This window comes from Dyella solisilvae, from assembly GCF_003351225.1.
Taxonomy (GTDB): Bacteria; Pseudomonadota; Gammaproteobacteria; order Xanthomonadales; family Rhodanobacteraceae; genus Dyella; species Dyella solisilvae.
Genome location: NZ_QQSY01000004.1, coordinates 213,553 through 237,801 on the forward strand (window position 1 = coordinate 213,553; position 24,249 = coordinate 237,801).

Genomic DNA, 24,249 nt, shown 5'->3' on the forward strand with positions numbered 1-24,249 from the left:
TCCTCGCGGGCATCCTGCGGACAGGACAGTTACCCGTCGCGGACCAGAGGTTGAAGAGCCTGGCCACCCCAGCGTAGGCCGACCCGTTTCCGCTGGTTCACCGGCGCCGTCGCGTGACGGTTGCATGGCCCAGTCTTCCAATGGATTCTCAAGACCAAGCTTCCACCATCCAAGGTGACCCTCATGTACAAGTACGCCCTCCTCGCCGCCATCGCGCTCACCGGCACGCTGTCGATCACTGCCTGCAGCCAGCAGGACCAGGCCCAGCAGCCGACCGAGCAGGTCCAGGCCGTTTCCAAGCCGACCGATCCGAATGACTCCAAGGCGTGGAACGCCTATCTGGGCCAGATCGTCCAGAAGAACATGCAGGGCATGACGGCCGACCGTCCGTTCCCGTACCTGGTTCCGGCCGGTGACACCGACGACGCCAACGCGCTGCGCCAGCGCCAGCTCGAGCAGGTGCAGGACACCGTCGCCCGCGGCGTGCTGCCGGGCAACATGCTGGTGTTCGCCGGCCCGGATTCGGGCAAGACCGCCGAGTTCGTGACCGATGCGTTCAAGGACGCCAAGCCGGGTTCGTTCAAGGACGTGATCGTGCTGGTCATCGGCGACGCCGCCGACAAGGACAAGGTGACCACGGCGCTGCAGCCGACCGGCGCCACCGTGCGCTACGTGAACATGTAAGTTCGCGCTGTCCACGCGATATCCGGGCCCGCGGCGTGAGAGCGCCGCGGGCCTTCTTTTTTGGCGGTCACCGTGCCTGCAGGGAAGCGGGTGTCGAGGGATCTTGCGACGCAACACGCGCGCCTACCGTGTAAACTCGTCGAATGTCCCTGAAAATCCTCGACACCTGCGTCAACTGCGACGTATGCGAACCGGTTTGTCCGAACAAGGCCATCTCGCTAGGCGAGGAGTACTACGTGATCGACCCGGCGTTGTGCACCGAGTGCATCGGTCACTACGACCAGCCGCAGTGCGTGGAGGTGTGCCCGGTCGAATGCATCATCGTTGACACCGAGCACCCCGAAACGCATGAGCAGCTCACGTTGAAGTACCAACACCTGATGGCTGTGAAGGACGAGGCATGACCTATCCGTTGAACTGGCGCATCGCGCTGCTGGGCTTGCTGCTTTCCACCAGCGTCGCGTACGCCGCCGATGGCCGCCAGCCTGAATCCTCTCCAGCCAGCCCCGCCGGGCATGCCATTGCGCATCGCCCTGGTCGCGCCGGCATCGCCAGCGCCAACTTCCACGCCACCGAGGCCGGTTTCGAAGTGCTGGCCAAGGGCGGCAATGCGTTCGATGCCGCCATCGCGGTGGCGTCGACGCTGTCGGTGGTGGAACCGGAAAGTTCGGGCATCGGTGGCGGCTTCATGGCGGTGATCCATCGCGCCGACGGGCGCGAGGTGTTCATCGACGCGCGCGAAACCGCGCCGGCCGCGGTGAACCCGAAGGATTACCTGGACAAGGATGGCGAGCCCAATCGCGACACCGCGCTCAACGGTCCGCTCTCGGCCGGCATTCCCGGCGAGCCGGCCGGACTGGCGTGGCTGGCTGCGCATTACGGCAAGCTGCCGCTGAAGGAATCGCTTGCGCCGGCCATCCGCGTCGCGCGCGATGGTTTCGAGCCCGACGGCCGCCTGATCAACGCGATTGCCGAGCGCGAGCAAGAGATCCGCCGCTGGCCCGCGTCGGTGGCCAAGTACCTGCCGGGCGACAAGCCGCCGGTGAAGGGCCAGGTCTGGCGCGATCCGGACCAGGCGCGGACGCTCGAACTTCTGGGCGAGCACGGCCACGACGGCTTCTATCGCGGCGAGACGGCCAAGAAACTGGTGGACGCCGTGCGCGCCTCGGGCGGCAACTGGACCGCCAAGGATCTCGAAAGCTACCAGGTGAAGGAGCGCGCGCCGATCGTGGTGGACTACCGCGGTTATCGCGTGCTCACGGCGCCGCCGGCCTCGTCGGGCGGCGTGGCGGTGGCCGAGATCCTCAACATTCTCTCCGGCTACGACCTGGCCAGGATGGACGAGGCGCATCGCACGCACCTGGTCATCGAGGCGATGCGCCGTGCGTTCCGTGATCACAACGACTATCTCGGTGATCCGGACTTCGTGAAGATGCCGCTGGACATGCTGCTGTCGCCTTATTACGCGGCGGGCCTGCGCCAGACCATCCTGCTGGACAAGGCCACGCCCTCGTCGATGCTGCCCGCCAGCATCGCGGTGGATCCGGGCATGCACACCACGCATTTCTCGGTGATCGACAAGGACGGCAACATCGCCTCGATCACCCTCACGGTGAACTACACGATGGGCTCAACCTTCGTGGCGGGCGACACCGGCGTGCTGCTCAACGACGAGATGGACGACTTCGCGCTGGTGCCGAACAAGCCCAACGTGTACGGCCTGCTCGGCAGCGCGGCGAATGCGCCGGCGCCGGGCAAGCGCATGTTGTCGTCGATGACGCCGAGCATCGTGTTCGGCGCCGATCGCGTCGGCGTGATCGGCTCGCCGGGCGGTTCGACCATCATCACCCAGGTGCTGGAAGGCATCCTCGCCTTCATCGACGGCAAGGACGCCGAGGGCATCGTCAGCCAGAAGCGCTTCCATCACCAATACATGCCTGATCGCGTGGACATGGAGCCGGGCGCGTTCGACCCGGCCACCGCCGAGGCGCTGACGCGCATGGGCCACACGCTCAAGGAGCGCAATCCCTGGGGCTACATGAACGTGGTGACCTGGGACCTGAAGAGCAACAAGCTCGATGCGGCCAGTGATCCGCGCCGCGAGGCGGGCCTGGGCAAGGTGCAATGAACATGCAGATGTGGTCGCTTACCGGTAACTCGCAGCAGTTGGATGGCGGCGCCATGTTCGGCAATGCGCCGAAGGCTCTGTGGTCGCGCTGGATCCAGCCCGATGCGGAGAACCGCATCCCGCTGGCTTGCCGTTGCCTGCTGGTGAAGGACCTGGATGGCCGCAACGTGCTGTTCGAGACCGGCATTGGCGCGTTTTTCGAGCCGGCTCTGCGCGAACGCTACGGCGTGGTGGAGGACCGCCACGTGCTGCTGGATTCGCTGGCCGAGGTGGGGCTGACCCACGAGGACATCGATGCGGTCGTGCTCTCGCACTTGCACTTCGACCATGCCGGCGGCCTGCTCGCGGCATGGGAAGAGGGGCAGCCGCCGCGGCTGTTGTTTCCGAACGCCACCTTCCTGGTAGGTGGCGAGCACTGGCGGCGCGCGCTCAAGCCGCATCCGCGCGACCGCGCATCGTTCATCCCCGAGTTGCAGCCGCTGCTGGAAGCCAGCGGGCGGCTTGAGCTGGTCGAGGGCGAGCATTCACACGCGCTTGGCAGTTCGGTGCGTTTCAGCTATTCGGACGGCCATACGCCCGGGCTGATGCTGGCCGAGGTCGGGGGCGTCGTGTTCTGCGCCGACCTCATCCCGGGACGGTTCTGGGTGCACCTGCCCATCACCATGGGCTATGACCGTTTCCCGGAAAAACTGATCGAGGAGAAGCGCGCCTTCCTCGAGGATAAGTTGGCACGCGGCGTGCAGCTCTTTTTCACGCACGACCACGGCTGCGCGGTGGCGCGTGTGGTGCGTGACGAGCGCGGTCGTTTTGGCTCCACGGATGAGCTCACCGAATTGAGGGGTTAGGCCTGCCATGGATGGTCGACAGGGGAGGAGTACCGACATGCAGCAGTGGTTGCGACGGATTCTGGGGGCCCTCCTGCTGTTGGGGGCCGTTGGTCTGGTGGCGATGACCGAACAGGGCATCCTCGACCATCGTCATGCCGCCGACCGTCATGGTGGGCAGATCCTGGACCTGGGCGCCGGCGGCGGCCCGGAACCGGGCCAGCACGGCTACCTGGTGCGCGTGTCGGGAACTCCGCGCGTGGTCGAGTCCCCTTACGATCCCGAATTTGGCCAGCGCGCGCCGTCGCCGGTGCTGATCCGCCACGTGGAAATGTTCCAGTGGCACGAGGTGCGCCTCGGCAACGATGTGCACTATGAACTGGACTGGGTCGATCGCCCGGTGGACGCCAGCCGCTTCGAGCATCCGTTCGGCCATACCAACCCCGAGCGCTTCCCGGTCCAGGGCAAGCAGTTCGACGCGGGCCAGGTGCGGCTGGGCGGCTATGCCTTGTCGCCGACCTTGCTGCATGCCTTGCCGGGGAGCGACACGCTCACGCCCGACCTGAAGTCCCTGCCGACCAACCTGGCGGCCAGCTTTGCGGCCTACGGCAATTACCTCACCACCAGCGCCAGGCCGGAACAGCCGCGCCTGGGTGACCTGCGTGTGAGCTGGGAGATCGTGCCGGTGCAGGAAGTCACTGTATTCGCCCAGATCGACGGCGACCGGCTGGTCCCGGCGGTGCATGCGGCCGACGGCAAGGGCTATGACGTGCAGAGCGGCGATCGATCGCTGGTCGACGTGGCGCCGGATGTGCCGACCTCGCCGTCGTTCATCTGGTTGCGCCGCATCGCGGCGCTGTTGCTCGGCACCTTCGGCGCTCTCTTGCTGCTGCCGGAACGCAGCCATGGCGGGCACGCCCTGATTCTGGCGGCGGGCGCCGGCGCGTTGCTGATCGGCGCGGTGGCCTGTGTGCTGTGGCTCGGCACCGACCTCGCCGCCGGCGCCGCGTGGTTCGCGCTGGCGCTGGCCGGCCTGGCGGTGACGGTGTGGCGGATCCGGATGGCAGTGGAGTAGTTGTTGCCGCGGCGCCCGCGCATTTCCCTCTCCCCTTTGGGGAGAGGGGAGGGTGAGGGGCCAACCTCGCGACGTCACTTCGTCAGGGCGTGCTTCCTCGATGCCTCATCGCGAGCACCCACGGCACACCACCGCAAAGGTGGCAATGCCGCCGTAAAGGTGGCGATACCCCAATCCTCTCTCCAGAGGGAAGTAGAGCTTGGGGCTCCCCGATGCAAAAAAAGCCGGCACGTGGCGCCGGCTTTTCTTTTTCCGCTCCCCAAAGGGGAGAGGGGAAGTCACAAGACTCCGTCAGTTCGGTCGCTGATCAGCAAACGCGTAGACGTGGTCGGCCCACTGGGTGGCTTCCAGGTAAACCGCAGCCATGCGGCGGATCACCTGCGGCTGCACTTCGCCGCCACGCAGGTTGCCGGCCTCCCACGCGCGAATCTGCTCAAGCAGCGGCGCGAACGGGCCCTTGTTTTCCAGCAGTGCGCCGCTGATCTCGCGCGCCAGCGGCAGGTGCCACAGCACGAAATCCATCGGCGCTTCCATCAGCGTGTCCAGCAGCGAGAACAGGCCGGCGGTGAACGCCATCTCGCGCTGTTCCGGAGGCATGTGCTGGGCGAGCTTTTCGCACATGTGCGCGCGGATCAGCGCGGCGCGCAGCAGTTCAGGCGGACGGTCGCCCGCGCCACCGAGCGCCATGGTGTAGATCCAGTTACGCATGCGCGAAGCGCCGAAGAAGATCGCCGCCTGCTGCACCGACTTCAGCTGGCGTGGCAGCGCGAAGTAGGCGGAGTTCACGCAGCCCAGCAACTTGTAGCTGAGGATGGCGTCGTCGCGCACGATCTGGCCCAGCTCGACCGGGCCGGGGTTGCCTTCCTGCAGGGCCTTCATCAGGCGCAGCAGGCTCAGGCGGCTGGCGGTGAGCACCGGTACCTCGACCGGTTCCGGCTTGAGCAGGAACTGGCCCTGAATCGCCTGCACCGGCAACTGTTCGCAGTGACGGTAGGTGACATGGTCGTCGACGTGCCCGGCCACCACGTGGATGCCGCGCGCATGCAGGTATTCGCTGCGGGAGCGGAGCGTGGCCGGATCCAGCCTGCTCGCGTCCAGGCGCACGTATTGCACCACCTTGAGCAGCGGCTCGACCGCGGCATTGAATTCCAGTGCGGTGTCGCTGGCGTCCAGCATCAGCGCACAGCCGCGCTGCGCCATGCGGGCCAGGCGCTCGACCAGGGCGGGATCGCTGGCCGCCTCCGGCTGCAGCAGCACGCCGAAGCGAGGCTGGTGTTGGAGCACGTCGGTCTCTTCCATCAGCAGGTCACGGGTGAGATGCAGGAAGGTCCGGTTGCCGCGCACCAGGCGCGCGAGCGCGCCGTCCGTGATGGTGGCGAGCGCGCGACGCATCAGCGTGGCCTCATCCTCCATCTCGTTCTGAAACACGATCTCGTACGCGAAAAGTTCGCGTTTGGTATCGAGCATCGGCAGGCGGATGACCGGCAGCGGCTGCTCGTGGGCAGCTGCGCCTGATGCCTCGGATGCGGAGGGGATGGCCGCGGCTTCGCTCATGGTCGGTCGATGTGATGAGGTGGTTGGGAGTCGGCGTGGGCTGCCGTGTGCAGAGGGGCGTGCAGCGCGTGAACGTTGGCGCCCATCATGTTTTCAGGCTTCGGCCAGGGGTTGTGAGCGCAGGCTCGAGCGCAGTTCACCCGCGCGACCGTAGACGCTGGCCTCCAGGTCGTTGCCGGTCAGCACCGCCAGGGCCTTGCGCACCTGCTGCAGACGTACGCCCACCAGGGCGCCGTTGCGCTGGTTTAGCTGCTGGCAGGCGCGCAGCGACTGCAGGATCTCCTGCCAGTCCGGGGCCAGCTCGCGGCTGGCTTCGGGCGCGCCCTGGCTCAACTGCATGCGCTCGCCATCGAGTTGTTCGAGCCGAAGCATCAAGGCGTGCTTGGCGGCGCCGGCGCGGTTGAGCCCATCCACGTCGGCGGTTTCCAGCGCGCTGCGCTCGGTCTGCAGCGCATCGGCCAGTTGTTCCACTGCCAGCCGCATCTCTCCGACCGCGGCCGTCAGGGCATGGTCCAGTTCGGCTTGCAGTGCGTGGTTCATGACTTCGTCGTGAGCTGGCTTTCCAGCGACATCATGCGGTCCGCGATGCGGCTGGGATCGATCTTGTAGGAGCCGTTGGCCAAGGCCTGCCGCACCTGTTCCACCTTCTTGGTATCGACGGTGGCGCCGGCGCCGGTGCGAGCCGCTTCCTGCAGCGCGCGCGCCGAGTCGGTCAGTTGCACGCGGTCGTCGGACGCGTTGCTGCCGGCGGTCGCCTCGCTGCCGGCTGTGCCGGAAGCATTCTGCGTCGCGCTGCCCTGGCCACTGGGGGCCTGGGGAAGCTTGGGCAAGCCGTTGTTGGAAATGGTGGTGTTCATGGGGTCCGTTCTCTATGCGGTTTTGGCCCTGTTACCGTCAGGATCGGCCGAGTGGCCGCAAACTTTAGTTCGTCCATATGACTGCGGCTATGGCAGGGCCAGCACCTGGCCCGGGGCGGTCACCATCGCGTCCACCACCTTGCCGGAGCTGCCGTTGCGGACCCGCAGGCGCGAACCGCTGTCGCCGCTGCCCAGCGCCACGCCGTTGGCGCGCACCTCGATGCCGTCCAGGCGCGAGACCAATTGCACCTGGTCGCCGGCCTTCACCGCGGTGCGGCCGCCCAGGGCGTTGGGGGTGAGCACCATGCCGGCGCCCATCGCCCGCGACAGCGTGCGGCCCTCGGTGTCGCCCAGTTCGCTGAGGTAACCATAGCCCAGCCGGGTGATATCACGTTCCTCGCTGCGCACATCGTCCGCGCGGACGCCGTCGCCGCGCTGCAGTGGTCTGGCGATCACCAGCACCTGGCGGAACACCTGCAGCTGCACTGGCACGCGCAGGGTCCAGCCGTCCGATTCGGTGCAGTGCACGGTAACGTTCATGCGCGGCATCAGGCGGGTGCCCTCCTGCAGGCTGGCGCGCAGGGCCGAGGCGCAAGGGGCCAGCTGCAGGCGCGGGTCCAGCGTGGCGGCCTGCGCCACCACGCGACTGCCGGGCGTGGCGTACTGATCACGCAGCCACTGCTCCGCGGTCGCGCGCGCCGCCTGCGCCGAATCGACGGCATGGGCGGGGAGCACGAGGGCGCTCAGCAGCAGGGCGACCAGCGAGCGCATCGTCATAGGTCGGTAAGCAGCACGTTGAGCTGAAGCAGCAACGCCTCACGCTCGCTCTCGAGCTGGGCTACCAACTGGCTGGCGTGGTCAAGCTGTCCGTCGCACACCAGGGTGGCGAACATGCCGCCATGCTCGCGCAAGCGCGTCCCGGCGGCAGCCAGTGCGCTCGCTGCGGGGTTGGTCTCGCGACCAGCGGTAAGGCGATCGAGTGTGCGATTCAATGCGCGCGTATCGAACCAGCGGCGGTCGAGCGCCGCCGGCTCCTGCAGGGCCAGCTCCATCGCCTGGCGCAGGCCTTGCGCGGCCTCGCGCACGGTGAGGCTGAGGCTGGCCGGGTCGGCGCCGCTCTCGCTCTCCAGCCAATCCAGCGCGAGGCGGTGCGACAGCAGGGCGGCACGGCTGAGCGCTTCGGCCTGCCGGCTTGCCTCCGCCGCTCGGCGATGCCACGCGCCAAGCGCAGCCTGTGCGGCGACGGCGCGGGCGTGCTGGGCGTCCTGGTTCTTGTGCATCGTGACGATGCGCTCGGCGACCTGGCGCAGCGCCTCGCCGTTGTCCTGCAGCGAAGCGCCGGTCTGGCTGACGCCGGTCTGGGCGCGCTCGAGGCGCTGCAGGCCCTGCTGCACGTCGCCGTCCAGTTGCAGCGAGAACTCGCCGATGGAACCGGTGACCTGCTCGATCTCGGCGGTGGCCTGGCTGGTCTTCTCCGCCAGTTGCTTCACCTCATCGGCGACCACAGCGAAGCCGCGGCCGGCTTCACCGGCACGAGCGGCCTCGATGGCGGCGTTGAGCGCCACCAGGTTGGTCTGGTGGGCGATCTCCTGCACCGCGTCGGTGAGCTTGCGGATCTGCGCGACCTGCTCGGCCAGCTTGGACTGGTTGCGATTCATCGCCGATAGTGCGGTGCGCAGCAGTCGCAGCTGGCCGTCCAGCTCGCTGACGCTGCGCTCGCTGGCCTCGCCAGTTTGCCGCGCATAGTCCAGGCCGGCGCCGATCTGCTGCAGCGACGTCGAGATTCCGGCGCTGCCGTCCGTCAACCGGCCGACATCATCCCGGCTTTCCTCGGCCGACTGGCGCATGGCGGCCTGTTCGCGCGCCAGCTGCTGCGAGGCGGTCAGCACCAGGCCCTGTTGTTCCAGTGTCTGCAAGGCCACCGCCGCCGGGGGAGGCGTGGTGAACACCGCCGAGAGCAACGGCGCCAAGGCCTGGGCCGCCCGGGGGTGGCGGGCGGACAGCTGCTTCACGCGCGCCTGGTCGCCCGCGGCAGCGGCGCGCGCAAGCTCGGCGAGGTGCTGGCTCCAGATCAGACTCATGGGTGGATCATTCCTTCCTGCAAGGGTCGTCCCCGCATCGGCGGGAAACGTCGGAACTTGAGAAGCAAGCGACGTGCCACGGGTCCCGGGCGCCCTCAAGCGACTGGGCTTGCGGCCGATACGCCGGCGGTAACCCGCGGCAATGCCGCCTGGCGAGGAGTGCGCATGAGCGGCGCGTGGATGGACAGAGTGGAACAGCAGACCCGCCTGGCGGGACACAACCGCGTGGCGATGCTGCTGTTCCGGATGGGCGATGCGCAGTTGTTCGGCATCAATGTGTTCAAGGTGCGCGAGGTGATGCGCCGCCCGCCGATGGAGCGCATGCCCGATGCCTCTTCGCTGGTGGCCGGTAGCTGCAACTACCGAGGGATGACCATTCCGGTGATCGACCTGGCCGTGGCGCTGGGCTATCCCTCGCTGCGCGAGGAGCCATCCGCGCACTTGATGGTCACCGAGTTCAGTCGTTCGGTGCAGGGCTTCCTGGTGGCCGAGCCGCAGCGGCTGGTCCATTGCGATGGCGAGTCACTGGCGGCGCCGGCGCCCGCGCTCGGTTTCGGCACCCGCGTCAACGCGGTGACGCGCGTGGATGGCGCGCTGGTGGCGGTGGTCGACGTGGAGCACGTGCTGGCCAGCCTCAATGTCACGCCCACCGAGCTGTCCGCTCCCATGCAGCGCATCGCGCGCGTGCACGACCTGCAGCCGCGCCGCGTGATGGTGGTCGACGACTCACTGGTGGCGCGCAACCAACTGGTCAACCTGTTCCGCCAGATGGACGTGGAATGCGTGGTGGCGCAGGACGGTCGCGAGGCGTTGGAGCGCCTGCGGGAATTGGCGCAGGCGGACGAGGGCGAGGGCGTGACTCTGGTGGTGTCGGATATCGAGATGCCGCGCATGGACGGTTACGCGCTGACCCGCGCGATCCGCGAGGAGTCCGAGCTGCGTCCGCTGAAGGTGGTGCTGCACAGCTCGATCAGCGGCATCTTCAATGAAGCGATGGTGCGCGAGGTGAATGCCGATCGCTTCGTGGCGAAGTTCCAGCCGGATCTGCTGGCGCAGACGGTGCTGGAGTTGATGCCGGAGAATTTCGAGAAGTTTTGAGGGGTGGCGCCCGGTCGTCCTACCTGCCCACCTTGTGAAGGCAGCGATTCGGATAGCCCCACTCTTCCCCGATGGTCATCCCTGCGAAAGCAGGGATGACGAGGGTCGGGCGTGAGGGATGGCGCCAGGGTTGCGCTTCTCGCCTCGCGACGAGAAGCCGCTGTCCGCCGCGTCGGAAATCCGACGGCGCACTCCCGGCGCACTAGCCTGGCGCCCCACAAACCCAGCAGCGGCAAGGCTTGCCGCGCCTATCAAAGAGCGTGGCACGCAACTTGCTCAAAGCCTCCCGCGGCCAACGCCGCAGGAGCGACTGATGAGTGCGATCAACGACAACCTGTTCGGTCTGCATACGCAGGCGCTGGATCTTTGGCAGCGTCGCAGCGAAGTGCTGGCCAGCAATCTGGCGAACGCAGACACGCCGGGCTATCTGGCGCGTGATGTCGACTTCAAGCAGGCGCTGGCGAGCGCCGGCGGACAGGGCCAGAACCTGCCGCTGACCATCACGCAACAGGGCCAGATCGATCCGCAGGCGCAGGCCGCGCAACAGCTCGCCTACCGCGTGCCCGGCCAGCCGACGATGGATGGCAACACCGTCGATACGCAGGTCGAGCAGGCCAATTTCGCGGCCAACGGCGTGCACTACCAGGCCAGCCTGTCCTTCATCACCGCGCAGATCCACATGCTGCGCACCGCCATCACCGGAGGCCAGAGCTGATGTCGATGTTCAAGATTTTCGACGTGGCGGGCTCGGGCATGGCGGCCCAGTCGCTGCGCCTCAATACGGTGGCCAGCAACCTGGCCAACGCCGACAGCGTGTCCAGCACGCCCGAAGGCGCCTATCGCGCCAAGGAACCGCTGTTCGCCGCCGTGCAGCGCGCGCTGGGTAGCGCGTCGAACGCCGAGGGCGACAGCGCAGTTGGCGTGCAGGTGAAAGGCGTGAGTGAAAGCCAGGCGGACGTGCAGAGCCGCTACGAGCCCGGCAACCCGATGGCCGATGCGGACGGCTACGTCTACGGCAGCAACGTCAATCCCATCGACGAGCTGGTCAACATGATTTCCGCCTCGCGTTCCTACCAGAACAACGTCGAGGCGATGAACACCACCAAGCAGCTGATGATCAAGACCCTCGACCTCGGCAAATAAGCCGGGAGGAACCCCACGTGTCCACTATTCCCAGCACCAGCGCAACCACGACCAGCACCACCAGCACGTCCAGCGTCAACTCGGCGTTGTCGAGCACGATGACGCAGGCCGACTTCCTCAAGCTGATGACGGCCCAGCTGCAGGCGCAGGACCCCACCAACCCGGTGGACAACTCGCAGTTCGTCTCGCAGATGGCGCAGTTCAGCCAGCTGTCGGCGACCCAGCAGCTGGATACCGACCTGCAGTCGTTGAGCAGCAGCGTCACCTCGGCGATGCAGACCTCGCAGGTGCTGAACTCCTCCAACCTGGTCGACCGCCAGGTGATGGTGCCCTCCAGCACCATGAGCTTCGACGGCAGCACCAGCATGCTCGGTGCGGTAAACGTCACCACGGCCACCACCGTCAACGTGCAGGTGCTCGACAGCAACGGCAACGTGGTACGCACCATTCCGATGGGCGCGCAGAGCGCCGGCCTGGCCCAGTTCAGCTGGGACGGCAAGGACGACAGCGGCAACACCGTCGCCGCCGGCAACTACACGCTGAGCGCCACCTCCGGCAACACCTCGCTCGACACCTATGTGGCGGGCACGGTCACCGGCGTGGGCTACGGCGGCAGCTCGCTGGGCACTTACCTGCAGGTATCGGGCGTGGGCGGCGTGTCGCTCAGCCAGGTCGCACAGATTCTCTGACGCCCCGGCGTCCATTCATCACGAGGAACCGAACATGGCTCTGAATACGGCGCTCAGCGGCATCAACGCGGCACAGTCCGACCTCAACGTCATCGCGAACAACATCGCGAATGCGAACACCACCGGCTTCAAGGGTTCGCGCGCGGAATTCGCCGACATCTACGCGGTGACCGGTCTCAACCTCAATTCCACCGCGGTGGGCAGCGGCGTGCGCCTGCAGGACGTGGCCCAGCAGTTCAGCCAGGGCGACATCCAGACCACCAACAACAGCCTGGACCTGGCCATCAGCGGCAACGGCTTCTTCGCGGTGAACAACGGCAGCGGCGTGACCTATACGCGCGCCGGCGACTTCCAGAAGGACTCCAACGGCTACGTAACCACGCCGGATGGCTCGCGCCTGCAGATCTATCCGACCAACGGCATCGGCGGCTTCGACACCAGCACGCTGAAGGACCTCAACCTGATCACTGCGCAGAGCAACGCCACTGCCACCTCGCTGGTCACGATGACGTCCAACCTGCCGGCCAGCGACGCGGTGCCGAGCACCACCTTCAGCACGACCGACTCGACCAGCTACAACGCGGCCGCGCCGGTCACCGTGTACGACTCGCAGGGCGGCTCGCACCAGGCCACGATCTACTACGTGAAGACGGGCACCAACACCTGGGACGCCAACCTCTACGTTGATGGCCAGAACGCCGGTACCCAGTCGATGACGTTTGACACCAGCGGCAACCTCGCAACGCCGAGCAACGGCCAGTTGGCCTTCAATAGCGTCAGCCTGGGCAATGGCTCCTCGCCGATGACGCTGTCGCTCAATGTCACCAACACCACCCAGTTCGGTACGGCCTATTCGGCCGGCACCATCACCCAGAACGGCTTCGAGGCTGGCACGCTGTCCAATATCGACATCGACAGCAAGGGCGTGGTCACCGCGTACTACTCCAACAACCAGAGCACCCAGATCGGCCAGGTGGCGATTGCCAACTTCGCCAACGTGCAGGGCCTGCGCCAGATGGGCAACACCACCTGGGCGGCAAGCACCGACTCGGGTCCGGCGGTGATGGGGACGGCCTCGAGTGGCGAGTTCGGTTCGCTGCAGTCCGGCGCGCTGGAAAGCTCCAATACCGCCGACACGACCTCGCAGCTGGTGAACATGATCCAGGCGCAGCGTGACTACCAGGCCAACGCGCAGGTGCTGTCGACCGACAACACACTGGCTTCGGCGCTGTTCAACGCCGTCTCGCGTTAATTAGACCACCATGGACCGTTCCGTCTACGTGGCGATGACCGGGGCGACGCAGATCATGCGCGCCCAGGAGGCGGTGAGCCACAACCTGGCCAACGCCTCCACGGTCGGCTTCAAGAGCGAGCTCACCGCATTCCAGAGTGTGCCGGTGCTGGGGCAGGGTGCGAACTCGCGCATCAATGCCGTGGCGCAGGGCATCGGCCAGGGCAGCGGGCAGGGCTCGCCAATCCAGACCGGCCGCTCGCTCGATATCTCGGTGCGTGGCTCGGGCTGGATTGCCGTGCAGGCGCCGGACGGTTCGGAGGCCTATACGCGCGCGGGCGACCTGCAGCTGACTTCCGATGGCGGGCTAGTCGATGCACGAGGCAACCCGGTGATGGGTGGCTCCGGTCCCATCACGATTCCGCCGGCGTCCGAAATCAGTGTGGGCTCGGACGGCACGCTTTCCAGCGTACCGCTCGGGCAAGGCCCGAACTCGGTGACCGCGCTGGATCGCATCAAGCTGGTCAATCCCGATCCCACCCAGATGGTGCAGGGGTCGGACGGCCTGATGCACCTTGCCGACGGCGGCGCCGCGGATACCGATGACACCGTCACCGTGGCGTCGGGCGTGCTCGAAGGCAGCAACGTCAATCCGTCCGCCGAGCTGGTGAAGATGATCGCGCTCTCGCGCCAGTACGACATGCAGGTGAAGTCCATCAAGAGCTCCGAGGACAACGCCGATTCCGCCCTCAAGCTGATGCAGGCGAGCTGAGCCGCCAGCCTAATCATGGAGTGACCGATGTTTTCTTCCCTGTGGATCGCCAAGACCGGCCTTGACGCGCAGCAGACGCGCATGGACGTGATCTCCAACAACCTGGCCAACGCCAACACCACCGCGTTCAAGAGTTCGCGCGCCGCGTTCCAGGACCTGATGTACCAGAACAAGGGCCAGCCCGGCGGCCAGACCACCGAGCAGACGCTGTCGCCTTCGGGCCTGATGCTGGGCACCGGCGTGCGCGTGGTGGCCAACGAGAAGCTGTTCACCGAGGGCAGCATCACCCAGACCGGCAACTCGCTGGACGTGGCGATCCAGGGCCGCGGCTTCCTGCAGGTGAGCATGCCCGATGGCACGGTGTCCTACACCCGCGACGGTTCCCTGCACACGGACGCGAACGGCCAGCTGGTGACCTCCGACGGCTATCCACTGGAGCCGGCCATCACCATTCCGGCCAACGTGCAGAGCATCACCATCGGCACTGACGGCACCGTGTCGGCGACGACCACCGCCTCGGCCACGCCGACCACGCTGGGCACCATCCAGCTCGCCGACTTCATCAACCCGGCCGGCCTGCAGCCGACCGGGCAGAACCTGTACGTGGAAACCGCCTCCAGCGGCGCGCCGCAGACTGGCCAGCCGGCGCTCAACGGCATGGGCTCGCTGGCGCAGGGTTCGCTGGAATCGTCGAACGTCAACGTGGTGGCCGAGATGGTCAACATGATCGAGACGCAGCGCACCTACGAGATGAACTCCAAGGCGATCAGCAGCACCGACCAGATGTTGCAGGACCTGACCGACAAGATGTGAGCACTGCCATGACGTCCTTCCATTCCCTGTCCCGCGGCGTGCTCGTGCTGGCCCTGGCCGCGCTTGGCGGTTGTGTCATGCAGCCGCCGCACGACGACCACCAGTGGGCCGCCACCATGCCGGTGGAAAGCGCCGCGCCGCCGCCGACCGATGGTTCGATCTACCACGCCGACCAGGGCATGGAACTGTTCAACGACGCGCGCGCGCACCGCGTCGGCGACATCCTCACCATCACGTTGGTGGAAAGTACCCAGGCCTCGAAGAAGGCCACCACCAATACCAGCAAGAAGGACAACACCGACATCACCACGCCGACCATCCTGGGTCATGCGCTGAAGGTGGGCGGCAAGAACGCGGATATCTCCACCGCCGGCACGCGCAGTTTCGACGGCAGCGGCGACAGCAGCCAGAGCAACCAGCTCAACGGCTCGATCACGGTGACCGTGGCGCAGCGCCTGTCCAACGGCAACCTGCTGATACGCGGCGAGAAGATGCTCACGATCAACCAGGGCCAGGAGCAGATCCGCATCTCCGGCATCGTGCGGCCGCAGGACATCCTGCAGGACAACAGCGTGCCGTCGACCCGCGTGGCCGACGCGCAGATCGGCTACACCGGCAAGGGCTCGCTCGCCGATGCGAACACGCAGGGCTGGCTGTCGCGCTTCTTCAATTCCAAGTGGATGCCGTACTGATGAACGCATCGCTATCCAGCGTCCTGCGCGGGCTCGGTCGTGGCGCGGTTGCGGTCTCCCGTGGCGTAGCGATCGTCTTGTTCGCCTGCCTTTCGGCGAACCAGCCGGCGCACGCTGACAAGATCCGCGACCTGGCCCAGGTGGGCGGGGTGCGCAGCAACCAGTTGATCGGTTACGGCCTGGTGGTGGGCCTGGATGGCAGCGGCGACCAGACCACGCAGGCGCCGTTCACCACGCAAAGCCTGGAAAACATGCTGGTGCAGTTTGGCATCACGGTGCCGGCCAACGTGCGTCCTCAGCTGAAGAACGCAGCGGCGGTGACGGTTACCGCCCAGCTCCCACCCTTCGCCAAGCCCGGCCAGGTGATCGACATCACCGTGGCCTCGATCGGCAACGCCAAGAGCATCCGTGGCGGCGAGCTGCTGATGACGCCGCTGCGTGGCGCCGACGGCAACGTCTACGCGATGGCGCAGGGCAGCGTGGTGGTTGGCGGCGTCAGCGCGCAGGGCAAGAGCGGCTCCAGCGTGCAGGTGAACATCTCGGCCAGTGGCCGTGTGCCCAACGGCGCCACGGTGGAGCGCGCGGTCGCCTCGACCTTCAGCAACGGCGGCGACCTGATGCTCAACCTCAATACCGCCGACTTCACCACCGCCACGCGCATCGCCGAGTCGATCAACCACACCTACGGCGCAGGTACCGCCAGCGCGGTCGATGGTGGCTCCGTGAGCGTGCGTGGCCCGGTCGATCCCAGCCAGCGCGTGGCGTGGATGGGCGCAATCCAGGGGCTTGAAGTGACTCCCGGCGATGCCCCGGCGCGGGTGGTGGTCAATTCGCGCACCGGCACCGTGGTGATCGGTTCGGAAGTGCGGGTGACGCCCGCGGCGGTGGCGCACGGTTCGATCCAGGTCACCATTTCCGAGCAGCCGCAGGTCAGCCAGCCGGAGGCGTTCAGCCGCGGCCAGACCGCGGTGGTGCCCAGCAGCAACGTGCAGGTCAGCGAGGACGGCGGCCACATGTTCAAGTTCGGCCCCGGCACCAACCTGGACACCATCGTGCGCGCCGTGAACCAGGTGGGCGCCTCGCCCAGCGACCTGATCTCGATCCTGCAGGCGCTCAAGCAGGCCGGCGCGTTGCATGCGGAACTGGTGGTGATCTGATGCCGTTGACCGGCGACGCCACCAACAGCCTCAATACCTGGACCGACCTGTCCGGGTTTCAGGCGTTGCGGCAGTCCGCGCAGAGTGACGCCAGCGCCGCATTGCCGGCGGTGGCGCGACAGTTCGAGTCGATCTTCACCCAGATGATGCTCAAGTCCATGCGCGATGCCAGCGCTGGAGACGGGCTGTTCGACAGCGAAGCCGGCAACGCCTGGCGCGACATGTTCGACCAGCAGCTTTCGGTGCAGCTGTCCCAACACGGCCCGGGCCTGGGCATTGCCCAGATGCTGATGCGCCAGTTGGGCGGCGCCGCCACCAACGGCGCCGACAAGGCCAGCGCGGCCGCGGTCGACGATGGTTGGCAACAGCGCCTGCGCTCGGTCGCGGGGTCCGCCAAGGGCGCCGGCGAGCGCGTGCTCAAGTGGCTGCCCGACGATGCGCAGGCGTTCGTGCGCGAGCTCGTGCCCTACGCGCAGAAGGCGGCCGACAAGCTCGGCGTATCGGTCCGCGCGGTGCTGGCGCAGGCCGCGCTGGAAACCCAGTGGGGCCAGCACATGCCCGCCCACACCAACGGCGACACCAGCAACAACCTGTTCGGCATGAAGGCCGGCGGCAGCTGGGATGGCGAGAAGGTCAGCGTGCCCACGCTGGAGTTCGAGGATGGTGTGCCGGTGCGCCGCCACGCCCAGTTCCGCGCCTACGCCAACCCCGGCCAGTCGTTCGACGACTACGCGCAGTTGCTTGCAGACAACCCGCGTTACGCCAGGGCGCTCAACCACTGCGAAGACGTGGTGGGCTTTGCCCGTGGCCTGGTCAACGGCGGCTACGCCACTGACCCGGAGTACGCGCAAAAGATCGTGGCCATCGCCAACAGCCCGCAGATGCGTGACGCACTCGACGCTATCCGTCGCGAGACACTCAAGAAAGCCGGCGTCGCGCCGAATCCCTCCGAGTGATCCGTTCAGGAATGACCCATGTCTAACCTCCTCAGCATCGGCGCCTCGGGCCTCAGCGCCGCCCAGGTGGCGCTCAGCACCGTCAGCAACAACATCAGCAACGTCAACACGACGGGCTATAGCCAGCAGAGCGTGGTGCAGGTCGAGGCCATCACCAGCCAGGGCGGGCGCTACACCATCGGCAGCGGCGTCGACGTGCAGAGCGTGCAGCGCGCCTACAGCGACTTCCTGACGTCCGCCGTGTGGAGCAGCAACTCGAGCCTGCAGGCGGCCACGTCCTACAACAATCTGGCCACCACGCTGAACGGCGCGCTCAGCGCCAGCGGCAGCCTGCAGACCGCGCTGGACAACTTCTACGGCGGCTTCACCACGGTGGCCAACACGCCGGGCCTGGCGTCCAGCCGTCAGTCGCTGCTGGGCAATGCAAATTCGCTGGTGACCACGTTCAATACGCTGGGCCAGCAATTGCAGGCGCAGCAGGGTCAGATCAACAGCCAGATCAGCAGCACGGTGAACAGCATCAACACCGTCGCCGCCAACATCGCCAGCCTCAACACGCAGATCGTGCAGGCCGGCAAGAATCCGCCCAACGATCTGCTGGATCAGCGCGACAATCTGGTGCAGACGCTGTCCGGCTACCTCGGCGTCTCGGCCACGACCCAGTCCGACGGCTCCATCAGCGTCTACTCGACCAATGGCCAGGCGCTGGTCAGCGGCGGCAACTCGTATGCCATCTCCGCCGCCAACAACGCCTACGACGCGGCGCGCACCGATGTGTTCGACAGCACGGGCAACGACATCTCCTCGCGCATCAGCGGGGGAACCCTGGGCGCGCTGCTCAGTTACCGCAGCAACGTGCTCGACAGCGCGCAGAGCCAGCTCGGCCTGCAGGCCGTGGGCCTGGCCAGCAGCATCAACGACCAGCAGGCCAAGGGCCTCACGCTCTCCGGCCAGCAGGGCGGGGCGATGTTCAGCGTGCCGACGCCCGCCGTGCAGGCGAGCAGCGCGAACCAGGGCAGCGCGAGCCTCTCCGCCTCGATCAGCGACGTCGGGCAACTGACCGGTTCGAACTACATCATGCGCTACGACGGCAGCGCGTGGAGCCTGCAGACCACCGGTGGGCAGAACGTGCCGCTGACTACCAACGCGGACGGTTCGCTCTCGGCCGATGGCCTGACCTTCAATGTGTCGGGCTCAGCGCAGGCCGGCGACAGTTTCCAGATTCAGCCCACGACCCAGGCCTCGACCGGCATCGCGGTGTCGATGACCGATCCCAACGACATTGCGGCGGCCGCGCTGATGTCGGGGAGCGCGGGCGCCAGCAACACTGGATCGGCCAGCCTTGGCGCGGTGACCGTGCAGGACACCGGCAACGCGGCGCTGACCAACAGCGTGACGTTGAGCTTCCCTTCGGCGGCTAGCTACCAGGTCACCGACAGCTCGGGCAACGTGATCGCCAGCGGCTCGTACGCGGCTGGCCAGACCATCAGCGCGAACGGCTGGAGTGTCACGCCGTCGGGCACGCCCTCCGCCAACGACAGCTTCAGCATTGGCCTCAACAGCAATGGCCTGAAGGACACCAGCAATGCGCTGGCGATGGCCTCGCTGTCCAACACCGGCGTCCTCGCCAGCGGTACGCAGTCCATCGTGGCCGCGTACGGCCAGCTCACCACCACCATCGGCACGGCGGGAAGCCAGGCGCAGACCAACCTCACCACGCAGACCAGCCTGTACAACCAGGCGGTGTCCGCGCAGCAAAGCGTTTCCGGCGTGAACCTCGACGAGGAGGCCGCCAACCTGGTTCGCTACCAGCAGGCCTACCAGGCCTCCGCGCAGATCATCTCGACCGCGCAGACCATCTTTTCCAGCCTGCTCTCTGCCGTCCAGACCGCCTAGGAATAAGCCCCATGCGTCTCTCCACCAGCTGGATGTTCCAGCAGTCGGTCAATCAGATGATCTCGCAGCAGAGCGCGCTGGCGAACACCCAGAACGAGGTGTCGTCCGGCCAGCGCATCAACGTGGCCTCCGACGACCCGGCCGGCGCGGGTCAGATCGTCAGCCTCAACCACGTCATCGCGCAGAACACGCAGTTCACCGCCAACATCGACAGCGCGACCACCAGCCTCAACACCGAGGCCAGCACGCTCAGCTCGATCAACAGCGCGCTCGACAGTGCGCGCACGCTGGCCCTGCAGGCGGTCAACGGCACGCTGTCGGACGCCGACCGCACCAGCATCGCCACGCAGCTTGGGCAGATCCGCAGCCAGCTGATCCAGATGGCCAACAGCACGGACAACAACGGCAATCCGCTGTTTGCCGGCACCAGCTCAACGACGACGCCGTTCCAGGTGGCGGGCAACGGCGCCGTCACCTATACGGGTAACGACAGCCAGCAGCAGACCTCCATCGGCTCGGGCTTGCAGATCGCCACCAGCGACCCGGGCGCCGGCCTGTTCATGAACATCCCTGCCGGCAACGGCTCGTTCGAGGCCTCCGCGGGCGCGTCCAATTCCGGCACGCTCGTGGTCGGCGCCAACAGCGTGACCGACCTCTCCACCTGGAACAGCAGCCTGGCCAGCAGTGGCGGCGGGTACACCATCACCTTCGGCGCCAATGGCGCCTGGTCCGCAAAGGATGCCAACGGACAACCGGTGCTCGACAGCAGTGGTAACGCGGTCACCGGCACGTATACGGATGGCGGCTCCATCAGCTTCAACGGCATGAACATCGCCTTGAGCGGGACGCCCTCGACGGGCGATACGGTGTCGGTACAGACCGGCGGCAAGCAGGATGTGTTCACCACCCTCGACAACATGATCGCGGCGCTGCAGCCCGGCTCTTCGGATACGCAGCTGACCAACGTGATGAGCCGGCAGCTGGAATCGATCGACCAGGCGCAGTCTTCGATCAGCGCGACCCAGGTGGCGGTGGGTGGCCGGCTCGACACGCTGCAGGCGCAGCAGAGCACGTACTCGGACTTGAACGTGACCTACCAGTCCGCGCTGTCCGATGTGCAGAACGTCGATGCGTACACGGCGATCAGCAACCTGTCGCTGCAGCAGACGGCGCTGCAGGCGTCGCTGCAGCTGTTTGCACAGGTCAAGTCGATGAGCCTGTTCAATTATCTCAAGTAAAGGCAAATCAGGGTCGGTGGGCATGGAAATGCTCGCCGTGACGGAACAAGGGACGAATTGGGATTGGCTTGGATGGTGAGCGCCATCACGGAATCAGCCGGAGTGGCTCAAGTAATCGCAAGACACGCCGAAAAGCTCAGCGAGGCGGATGGCAATCCACACACGGACCTTGCCGCCGGTACGCACCAAGCCAACTGACCGGTCACCGGTTCCGTAGGAGAAAATCATGTCTCTTGTTATCAATACCAATATCTCGTCGCTGAACGCACAGAACAACCTGACCAAGTCGCAGAGCGCCTTGGCCACGGCCACCCAGCGTCTGTCGTCGGGTCTGAAGATCAACAGCGCGGCTGACAACGCCGCCGGCTTCGCCATCTCGCAGCGCTACACCACCCAGATCGGTGGTCTGCAGCAGGCCAGCTCCAACGCCAGCGACGCCATCAACCTCGCCCAGACCGCCGGCTCGGCGCTGGACCAGGTGACCGCCAACCTGCAGGCCATCCGTGACCTGGCCGTGCAGTCGGCCAACGGCACCTACACCGACGCCGACCGTTCCTCGATCGACCAGGAAGTGCAGCAGCGCCTGGCGGAAATCACGCGCATCGCCAACCAGACCACGTTCAACGGTTCGAACGTGCTCGACGGTTCGATGCAGACCAAGAGCTTCCAGATCGGCGCCAACGTCGGCCAGACCATCAGCGTGAACCTCGGCACCAGCGTGAAGTCCAGCGCCATGGGCCAGATCGCCACCAGCTCGACGGGTGACATCAGCGCGCTGTTTGGCACCACGGCGGCCACGCCTGGCACCCCGTATGCGGGTACTGCGGGTACTGCGACCACGGACTGGTCGTCGGCCAGCGCCGTCTCGGGGCTCGGTGTTGTGAACTATAACGGCACCAGCGTCGACTGGAGCACCGCAAGCACCGTCACCGACGCCGCATCGGCTGCCAGCTGGCTGCAGGGTAAGCTGGGTGCCGGCTACACGGTGACTGACGGTGGTGGCACCACCGGCGCGTTGACCATTGCTGGCCCGACGTCTGCCGGTACCCCGGCCTCGTCTGGCCTGACCTTGGCCGCTGGCGACCTGAACATCGACGGCAAGGACATCACCGGCTCGTTCGCCACCGTGCAGGACCTGTCGGATGCGATCAATGCGGCGGGCATCACTGGCGTGAGCTCGGCTGTCAGTGGTGACGGCAAGTCGCTGAACCTGTATGCCAACAGCGCGCTGACCATCTACGGAACGGCAGCCGACTCGGCTTCCACGGCCACCAACGCCCTGAAGTTCTCGGGTGCGGCCGCCACGTCTGGCGCGGCAACGGCCATTACCGCCTCGGGCAGCCTGCAGGGCAGCGACGTGAAGTCGGTGGACGATGCGAACGCCCTGATCTCGCGCGTTGACGTGGCGCTGAAGTCGGTCAGCGACTTCGCTGCCCAGCTGGGCGCGGTGCAGAACCGCTTCCAGTCCACCATCTCCACGGTGGCGGCGCAGACGACCAACCTGCAGGCTTCGCAGTCGACCATCCAGGACGCGGACTTCGCGGCCGAGACGGCCAACCTCAGCAAGGCGAACGTGCTGCAGCAGGCGGGCATTTCGGTGCTGGCGCAGGCCAACTCCAACCCGCAGCAGGTGCTGAAGCTGTTGCAGTAACGGACGTACGGTCAGGTCGCGGCTCTCCCGGGCCGCGGCCTCCGACGACCGGCCTCATCGCCTTGCGGGTTCGCATGCAGCGGCCCGCCAGGCAACACGGGAGCCACCGGCAAAGCCCTCGCGCTGAGGGTTTTGCCGGGGGCTCGAGTCCCTTCGCCTCGCGGCGGAGTTCATTCGGGATCAGGGACCAGCCAGCGCCATGACTACCAGCAGTGCCTCCTCTACCAGCAGCCTGAGCTCGCTGCTCAGTCAGCTCACCTCGAGCACGTCGGGAACCAGTTCCTCGTCGAGCAGCTCATCGAGCAGTTCGACGACGTCGACCGGTACCAGCAGTTCATCCAGTGGCACCATCAGCTCGCTTGGCATCGGTTCGGGCCTGGACGTCAATTCGATCGTCACGGCGCTGGTGAACGCGCGCAAGGCGGCGCCGCAGCAGCAGATTACCGATCGCACCACGCAGACCAACAACCTGCTGACCGGCCTGTCCTCGCTGAACTCGGCGCTGGGTGGCATCCAGAGCGCACTGGCCACGCTGACCTCGATCAACACGTTCAGCAGCTATAACGCCACGTTGACGCCGACCGGCTCGAGCAGCGGCATCGGTAGCGTCACCACGATGTCGAGCGCCCAGGCGGGTACCTACACCCTCGACGTGAGCCAGCTGGCCACGGCGCAGAAGCGCGCCAGCAGCGCGTACGCCTCCGGCGCGGTGGTGGGACAGGGCACGCTCAATATCACGGTTGGCTCCAGCACCATGAATATCGCGGTGTCGGCCACCAATACGCTGTCGGACATCGCCAGCGCCATCAACAGCTCCTCGTCGAACCCCGGCGTCACGGCGACCATCGTCAATGGTGTCAACGGCCAGCAGTTGATGCTGAGTTCCAGCAAGACCGGCGTGGCCAATGCCTTCACGATCAGCGCCAGCAGCGACAGCAGCAGCGGGCTGAGCTCGTTGGCGACCGCGCTCAACACGGCCGGCAGCAACGAGGCGCAGGACGCCAAGCTCACCATCGACGGCATCGCGGTGAGCAGCGCGACCAACACCGTCACCGGCATGATGGATGGCGTCACGCTCAACCTCACATCCACCGGCACGAACACGCTGACGGTGGCTCAGGACAACACGGCAGCCACCAATGCCATCCAGGGCCTGGTGACCGCTTACAACAGCTATGTGAGCACGGTCAGCTCACTGTCGAGTTACGACTCCAGCTCCGGAACGGCGGGCGTGTTGCTGGGCGACACCACGCTGACTTCGGTGCAACGTCAGATCAATTCGGTGCTGAGCAATGCGGTCGCGGGTAACAGCATTGGCACCCTGGCCAACCTGGGCATCACTCGCAATGCGGATGGCACGCTCAGTCTCGACACAACCAAGCTGTCGTCAGCGTTCCAGTCCAACCCGAGCGCGGTGAAGGATCTCTTCACCGGTACCAACGGCTACGCCACCACGCTGAACACGGCGATCAATTCGTATACGTCGACCAGCGGCATCATCCCCACGCGGATGAACAGCCTGAACAACACGCTGACCCAGCTCAGCCAGCAGCAGACGGCACTGGACTCGCGCATGTCGACTTACCAGACCCAGTTGCAGCAGCAGTACACGGCGCTGGACACGCTGATGTCGACGCTCAATAGCACCAGCAGCTACCTGACCACCCAGCTGGCGGCGCTGAACAACTCAAACAGTTCGAAGAACTGAGC

24 protein-coding genes are annotated in these 24,249 nt (G+C 66.4%); 19 read left to right on the plus strand and 5 right to left on the minus strand.

Annotation, left to right across the window (positions count from 1 at the left end; translation table 11 throughout):
- Positions 1-183: 183 nt before the first annotated feature.
- The 5 genes from DVT68_RS15590 to DVT68_RS15610 all read left to right on the plus strand — a co-directional run bounded on the left by DVT68_RS15590 (position 184) and on the right by DVT68_RS15610 (position 4,711).
- Positions 184-684, plus strand: a complete 501-nt coding sequence (locus DVT68_RS15590; RefSeq protein ID WP_114826142.1) for a hypothetical protein — start codon at positions 184-186, stop codon at positions 682-684.
- Positions 685-827: 143 nt separating this feature from the next.
- The gene (locus DVT68_RS15595; RefSeq protein WP_114826021.1) at positions 828-1,088 is read left to right on the plus strand and encodes a YfhL family 4Fe-4S dicluster ferredoxin; all 261 of its coding nucleotides are present in this window, start codon (positions 828-830) and stop codon (positions 1,086-1,088) included.
- Positions 1,085-2,812: a gamma-glutamyltransferase gene (gene ggt / locus DVT68_RS15600; protein ID WP_114826022.1), complete on the plus strand. Its 1,728-nt coding sequence runs from the start codon at positions 1,085-1,087 to the stop codon at positions 2,810-2,812. The genes DVT68_RS15595 and ggt overlap by 4 nt, the downstream gene beginning before the upstream one ends.
- A 2-nt stretch (positions 2,813-2,814) precedes the next feature.
- A complete protein-coding gene (locus tag DVT68_RS15605) occupies positions 2,815-3,657 on the plus strand; it encodes an MBL fold metallo-hydrolase (protein WP_114826143.1) in 843 nt (280 codons plus the stop codon).
- Between the two features lie 37 nt (positions 3,658-3,694).
- Positions 3,695-4,711 carry a TMEM43 family protein gene (locus DVT68_RS15610; protein WP_233523510.1) on the plus strand — a complete coding sequence of 339 codons (1,017 nt, stop codon included), beginning with the start codon at positions 3,695-3,697 and terminating at the stop codon, positions 4,709-4,711.
- Between the two features lie 291 nt (positions 4,712-5,002).
- On the opposite strand, the gene DVT68_RS15615 is transcribed toward DVT68_RS15610, so the two are convergent.
- The 5 genes from DVT68_RS15615 to DVT68_RS15635 all read right to left on the minus strand — a co-directional run bounded on the left by DVT68_RS15615 (position 5,003) and on the right by DVT68_RS15635 (position 9,203).
- Positions 5,003-6,265 (minus strand): EAL and HDOD domain-containing protein, encoded by a 1,263-nt coding sequence (locus DVT68_RS15615; protein ID WP_114826024.1) that lies wholly within the window; start codon positions 6,263-6,265, stop codon positions 5,003-5,005.
- 93 nt (positions 6,266-6,358) lie between these two features.
- Complete coding sequence (locus DVT68_RS15620) at positions 6,359-6,805, minus strand: flagella synthesis protein FlgN (RefSeq protein ID WP_114826025.1); 447 nt, start codon at positions 6,803-6,805, stop codon at positions 6,359-6,361.
- Complete coding sequence (gene flgM / locus DVT68_RS15625; RefSeq protein ID WP_114826026.1) at positions 6,802-7,122, minus strand: flagellar biosynthesis anti-sigma factor FlgM; 321 nt, start codon at positions 7,120-7,122, stop codon at positions 6,802-6,804. The genes DVT68_RS15620 and flgM overlap by 4 nt, the downstream gene beginning before the upstream one ends.
- An 87-nt stretch (positions 7,123-7,209) precedes the next feature.
- Positions 7,210-7,893, minus strand: a complete 684-nt coding sequence (gene flgA / locus DVT68_RS15630) for a flagellar basal body P-ring formation chaperone FlgA (RefSeq protein ID WP_233523511.1) — start codon at positions 7,891-7,893, stop codon at positions 7,210-7,212.
- 2 nt (positions 7,894-7,895) lie between these two features.
- The gene (locus DVT68_RS15635) at positions 7,896-9,203 is read right to left on the minus strand and encodes a methyl-accepting chemotaxis protein (protein ID WP_114826028.1); all 1,308 of its coding nucleotides are present in this window, start codon (positions 9,201-9,203) and stop codon (positions 7,896-7,898) included.
- 165 nt (positions 9,204-9,368) lie between these two features.
- Here DVT68_RS15635 and DVT68_RS15640 point away from each other — a divergent pair, with 165 nt between their 5' ends.
- From DVT68_RS15640 to fliD, 14 genes are all read left to right on the plus strand, one after another.
- Complete coding sequence (locus tag DVT68_RS15640) at positions 9,369-10,301, plus strand: chemotaxis protein (protein WP_114826029.1); 933 nt, start codon at positions 9,369-9,371, stop codon at positions 10,299-10,301.
- A gap of 313 nt (positions 10,302-10,614) precedes the next feature.
- Complete coding sequence (gene flgB, locus DVT68_RS15645) at positions 10,615-11,016, plus strand: flagellar basal body rod protein FlgB (protein WP_114826030.1); 402 nt, start codon at positions 10,615-10,617, stop codon at positions 11,014-11,016.
- On the plus strand, positions 11,016-11,444 hold the full coding sequence (gene flgC / locus DVT68_RS15650) for a flagellar basal body rod protein FlgC (protein WP_114826031.1): 429 nt from the start codon (positions 11,016-11,018) through the stop codon (positions 11,442-11,444). Before flgB ends, flgC begins: the two co-directional genes overlap by 1 nt.
- A 17-nt stretch (positions 11,445-11,461) precedes the next feature.
- Positions 11,462-12,133, plus strand: coding sequence for a flagellar hook assembly protein FlgD (locus DVT68_RS15655; RefSeq protein WP_114826032.1), 672 nt, complete (start codon positions 11,462-11,464; stop codon positions 12,131-12,133).
- Between the two features lie 34 nt (positions 12,134-12,167).
- Positions 12,168-13,385 (plus strand): flagellar hook protein FlgE, encoded by a 1,218-nt coding sequence (gene flgE, locus DVT68_RS15660; protein ID WP_114826033.1) that lies wholly within the window; start codon positions 12,168-12,170, stop codon positions 13,383-13,385.
- 10 nt (positions 13,386-13,395) lie between these two features.
- Complete coding sequence (gene flgF / locus DVT68_RS15665; protein WP_114826034.1) at positions 13,396-14,136, plus strand: flagellar basal-body rod protein FlgF; 741 nt, start codon at positions 13,396-13,398, stop codon at positions 14,134-14,136.
- 27 nt (positions 14,137-14,163) lie between these two features.
- Positions 14,164-14,949: a flagellar basal-body rod protein FlgG gene (flgG, locus tag DVT68_RS15670; protein ID WP_114826035.1), complete on the plus strand. Its 786-nt coding sequence runs from the start codon at positions 14,164-14,166 to the stop codon at positions 14,947-14,949.
- 8 nt (positions 14,950-14,957) lie between these two features.
- On the plus strand, positions 14,958-15,641 hold the full coding sequence (gene flgH, locus DVT68_RS15675; protein ID WP_114826036.1) for a flagellar basal body L-ring protein FlgH: 684 nt from the start codon (positions 14,958-14,960) through the stop codon (positions 15,639-15,641).
- Positions 15,641-16,798: a flagellar basal body P-ring protein FlgI gene (locus tag DVT68_RS15680; RefSeq protein WP_114826037.1), complete on the plus strand. Its 1,158-nt coding sequence runs from the start codon at positions 15,641-15,643 to the stop codon at positions 16,796-16,798. The genes flgH and DVT68_RS15680 overlap by 1 nt, the downstream gene beginning before the upstream one ends.
- Complete coding sequence (gene flgJ / locus DVT68_RS15685; RefSeq protein ID WP_114826038.1) at positions 16,798-17,754, plus strand: flagellar assembly peptidoglycan hydrolase FlgJ; 957 nt, start codon at positions 16,798-16,800, stop codon at positions 17,752-17,754. The genes DVT68_RS15680 and flgJ overlap by 1 nt, the downstream gene beginning before the upstream one ends.
- 18 nt (positions 17,755-17,772) lie before the next feature.
- The gene (gene flgK, locus DVT68_RS15690) at positions 17,773-19,650 is read left to right on the plus strand and encodes a flagellar hook-associated protein FlgK (RefSeq protein WP_114826039.1); all 1,878 of its coding nucleotides are present in this window, start codon (positions 17,773-17,775) and stop codon (positions 19,648-19,650) included.
- Positions 19,651-19,661: 11 nt separating this feature from the next.
- Positions 19,662-20,888 carry a flagellar hook-associated protein FlgL gene (flgL, locus tag DVT68_RS15695; protein ID WP_114826040.1) on the plus strand — a complete coding sequence of 409 codons (1,227 nt, stop codon included), beginning with the start codon at positions 19,662-19,664 and terminating at the stop codon, positions 20,886-20,888.
- A 226-nt stretch (positions 20,889-21,114) separates the two neighbouring features.
- A complete protein-coding gene (locus DVT68_RS15700) occupies positions 21,115-22,539 on the plus strand; it encodes a flagellin N-terminal helical domain-containing protein (protein WP_114826041.1) in 1,425 nt (474 codons plus the stop codon).
- 199 nt (positions 22,540-22,738) lie between these two features.
- Positions 22,739-24,247 (plus strand): flagellar filament capping protein FliD, encoded by a 1,509-nt coding sequence (gene fliD / locus DVT68_RS15705; protein ID WP_114826042.1) that lies wholly within the window; start codon positions 22,739-22,741, stop codon positions 24,245-24,247.
- Positions 24,248-24,249 lie beyond the last annotated feature (2 nt).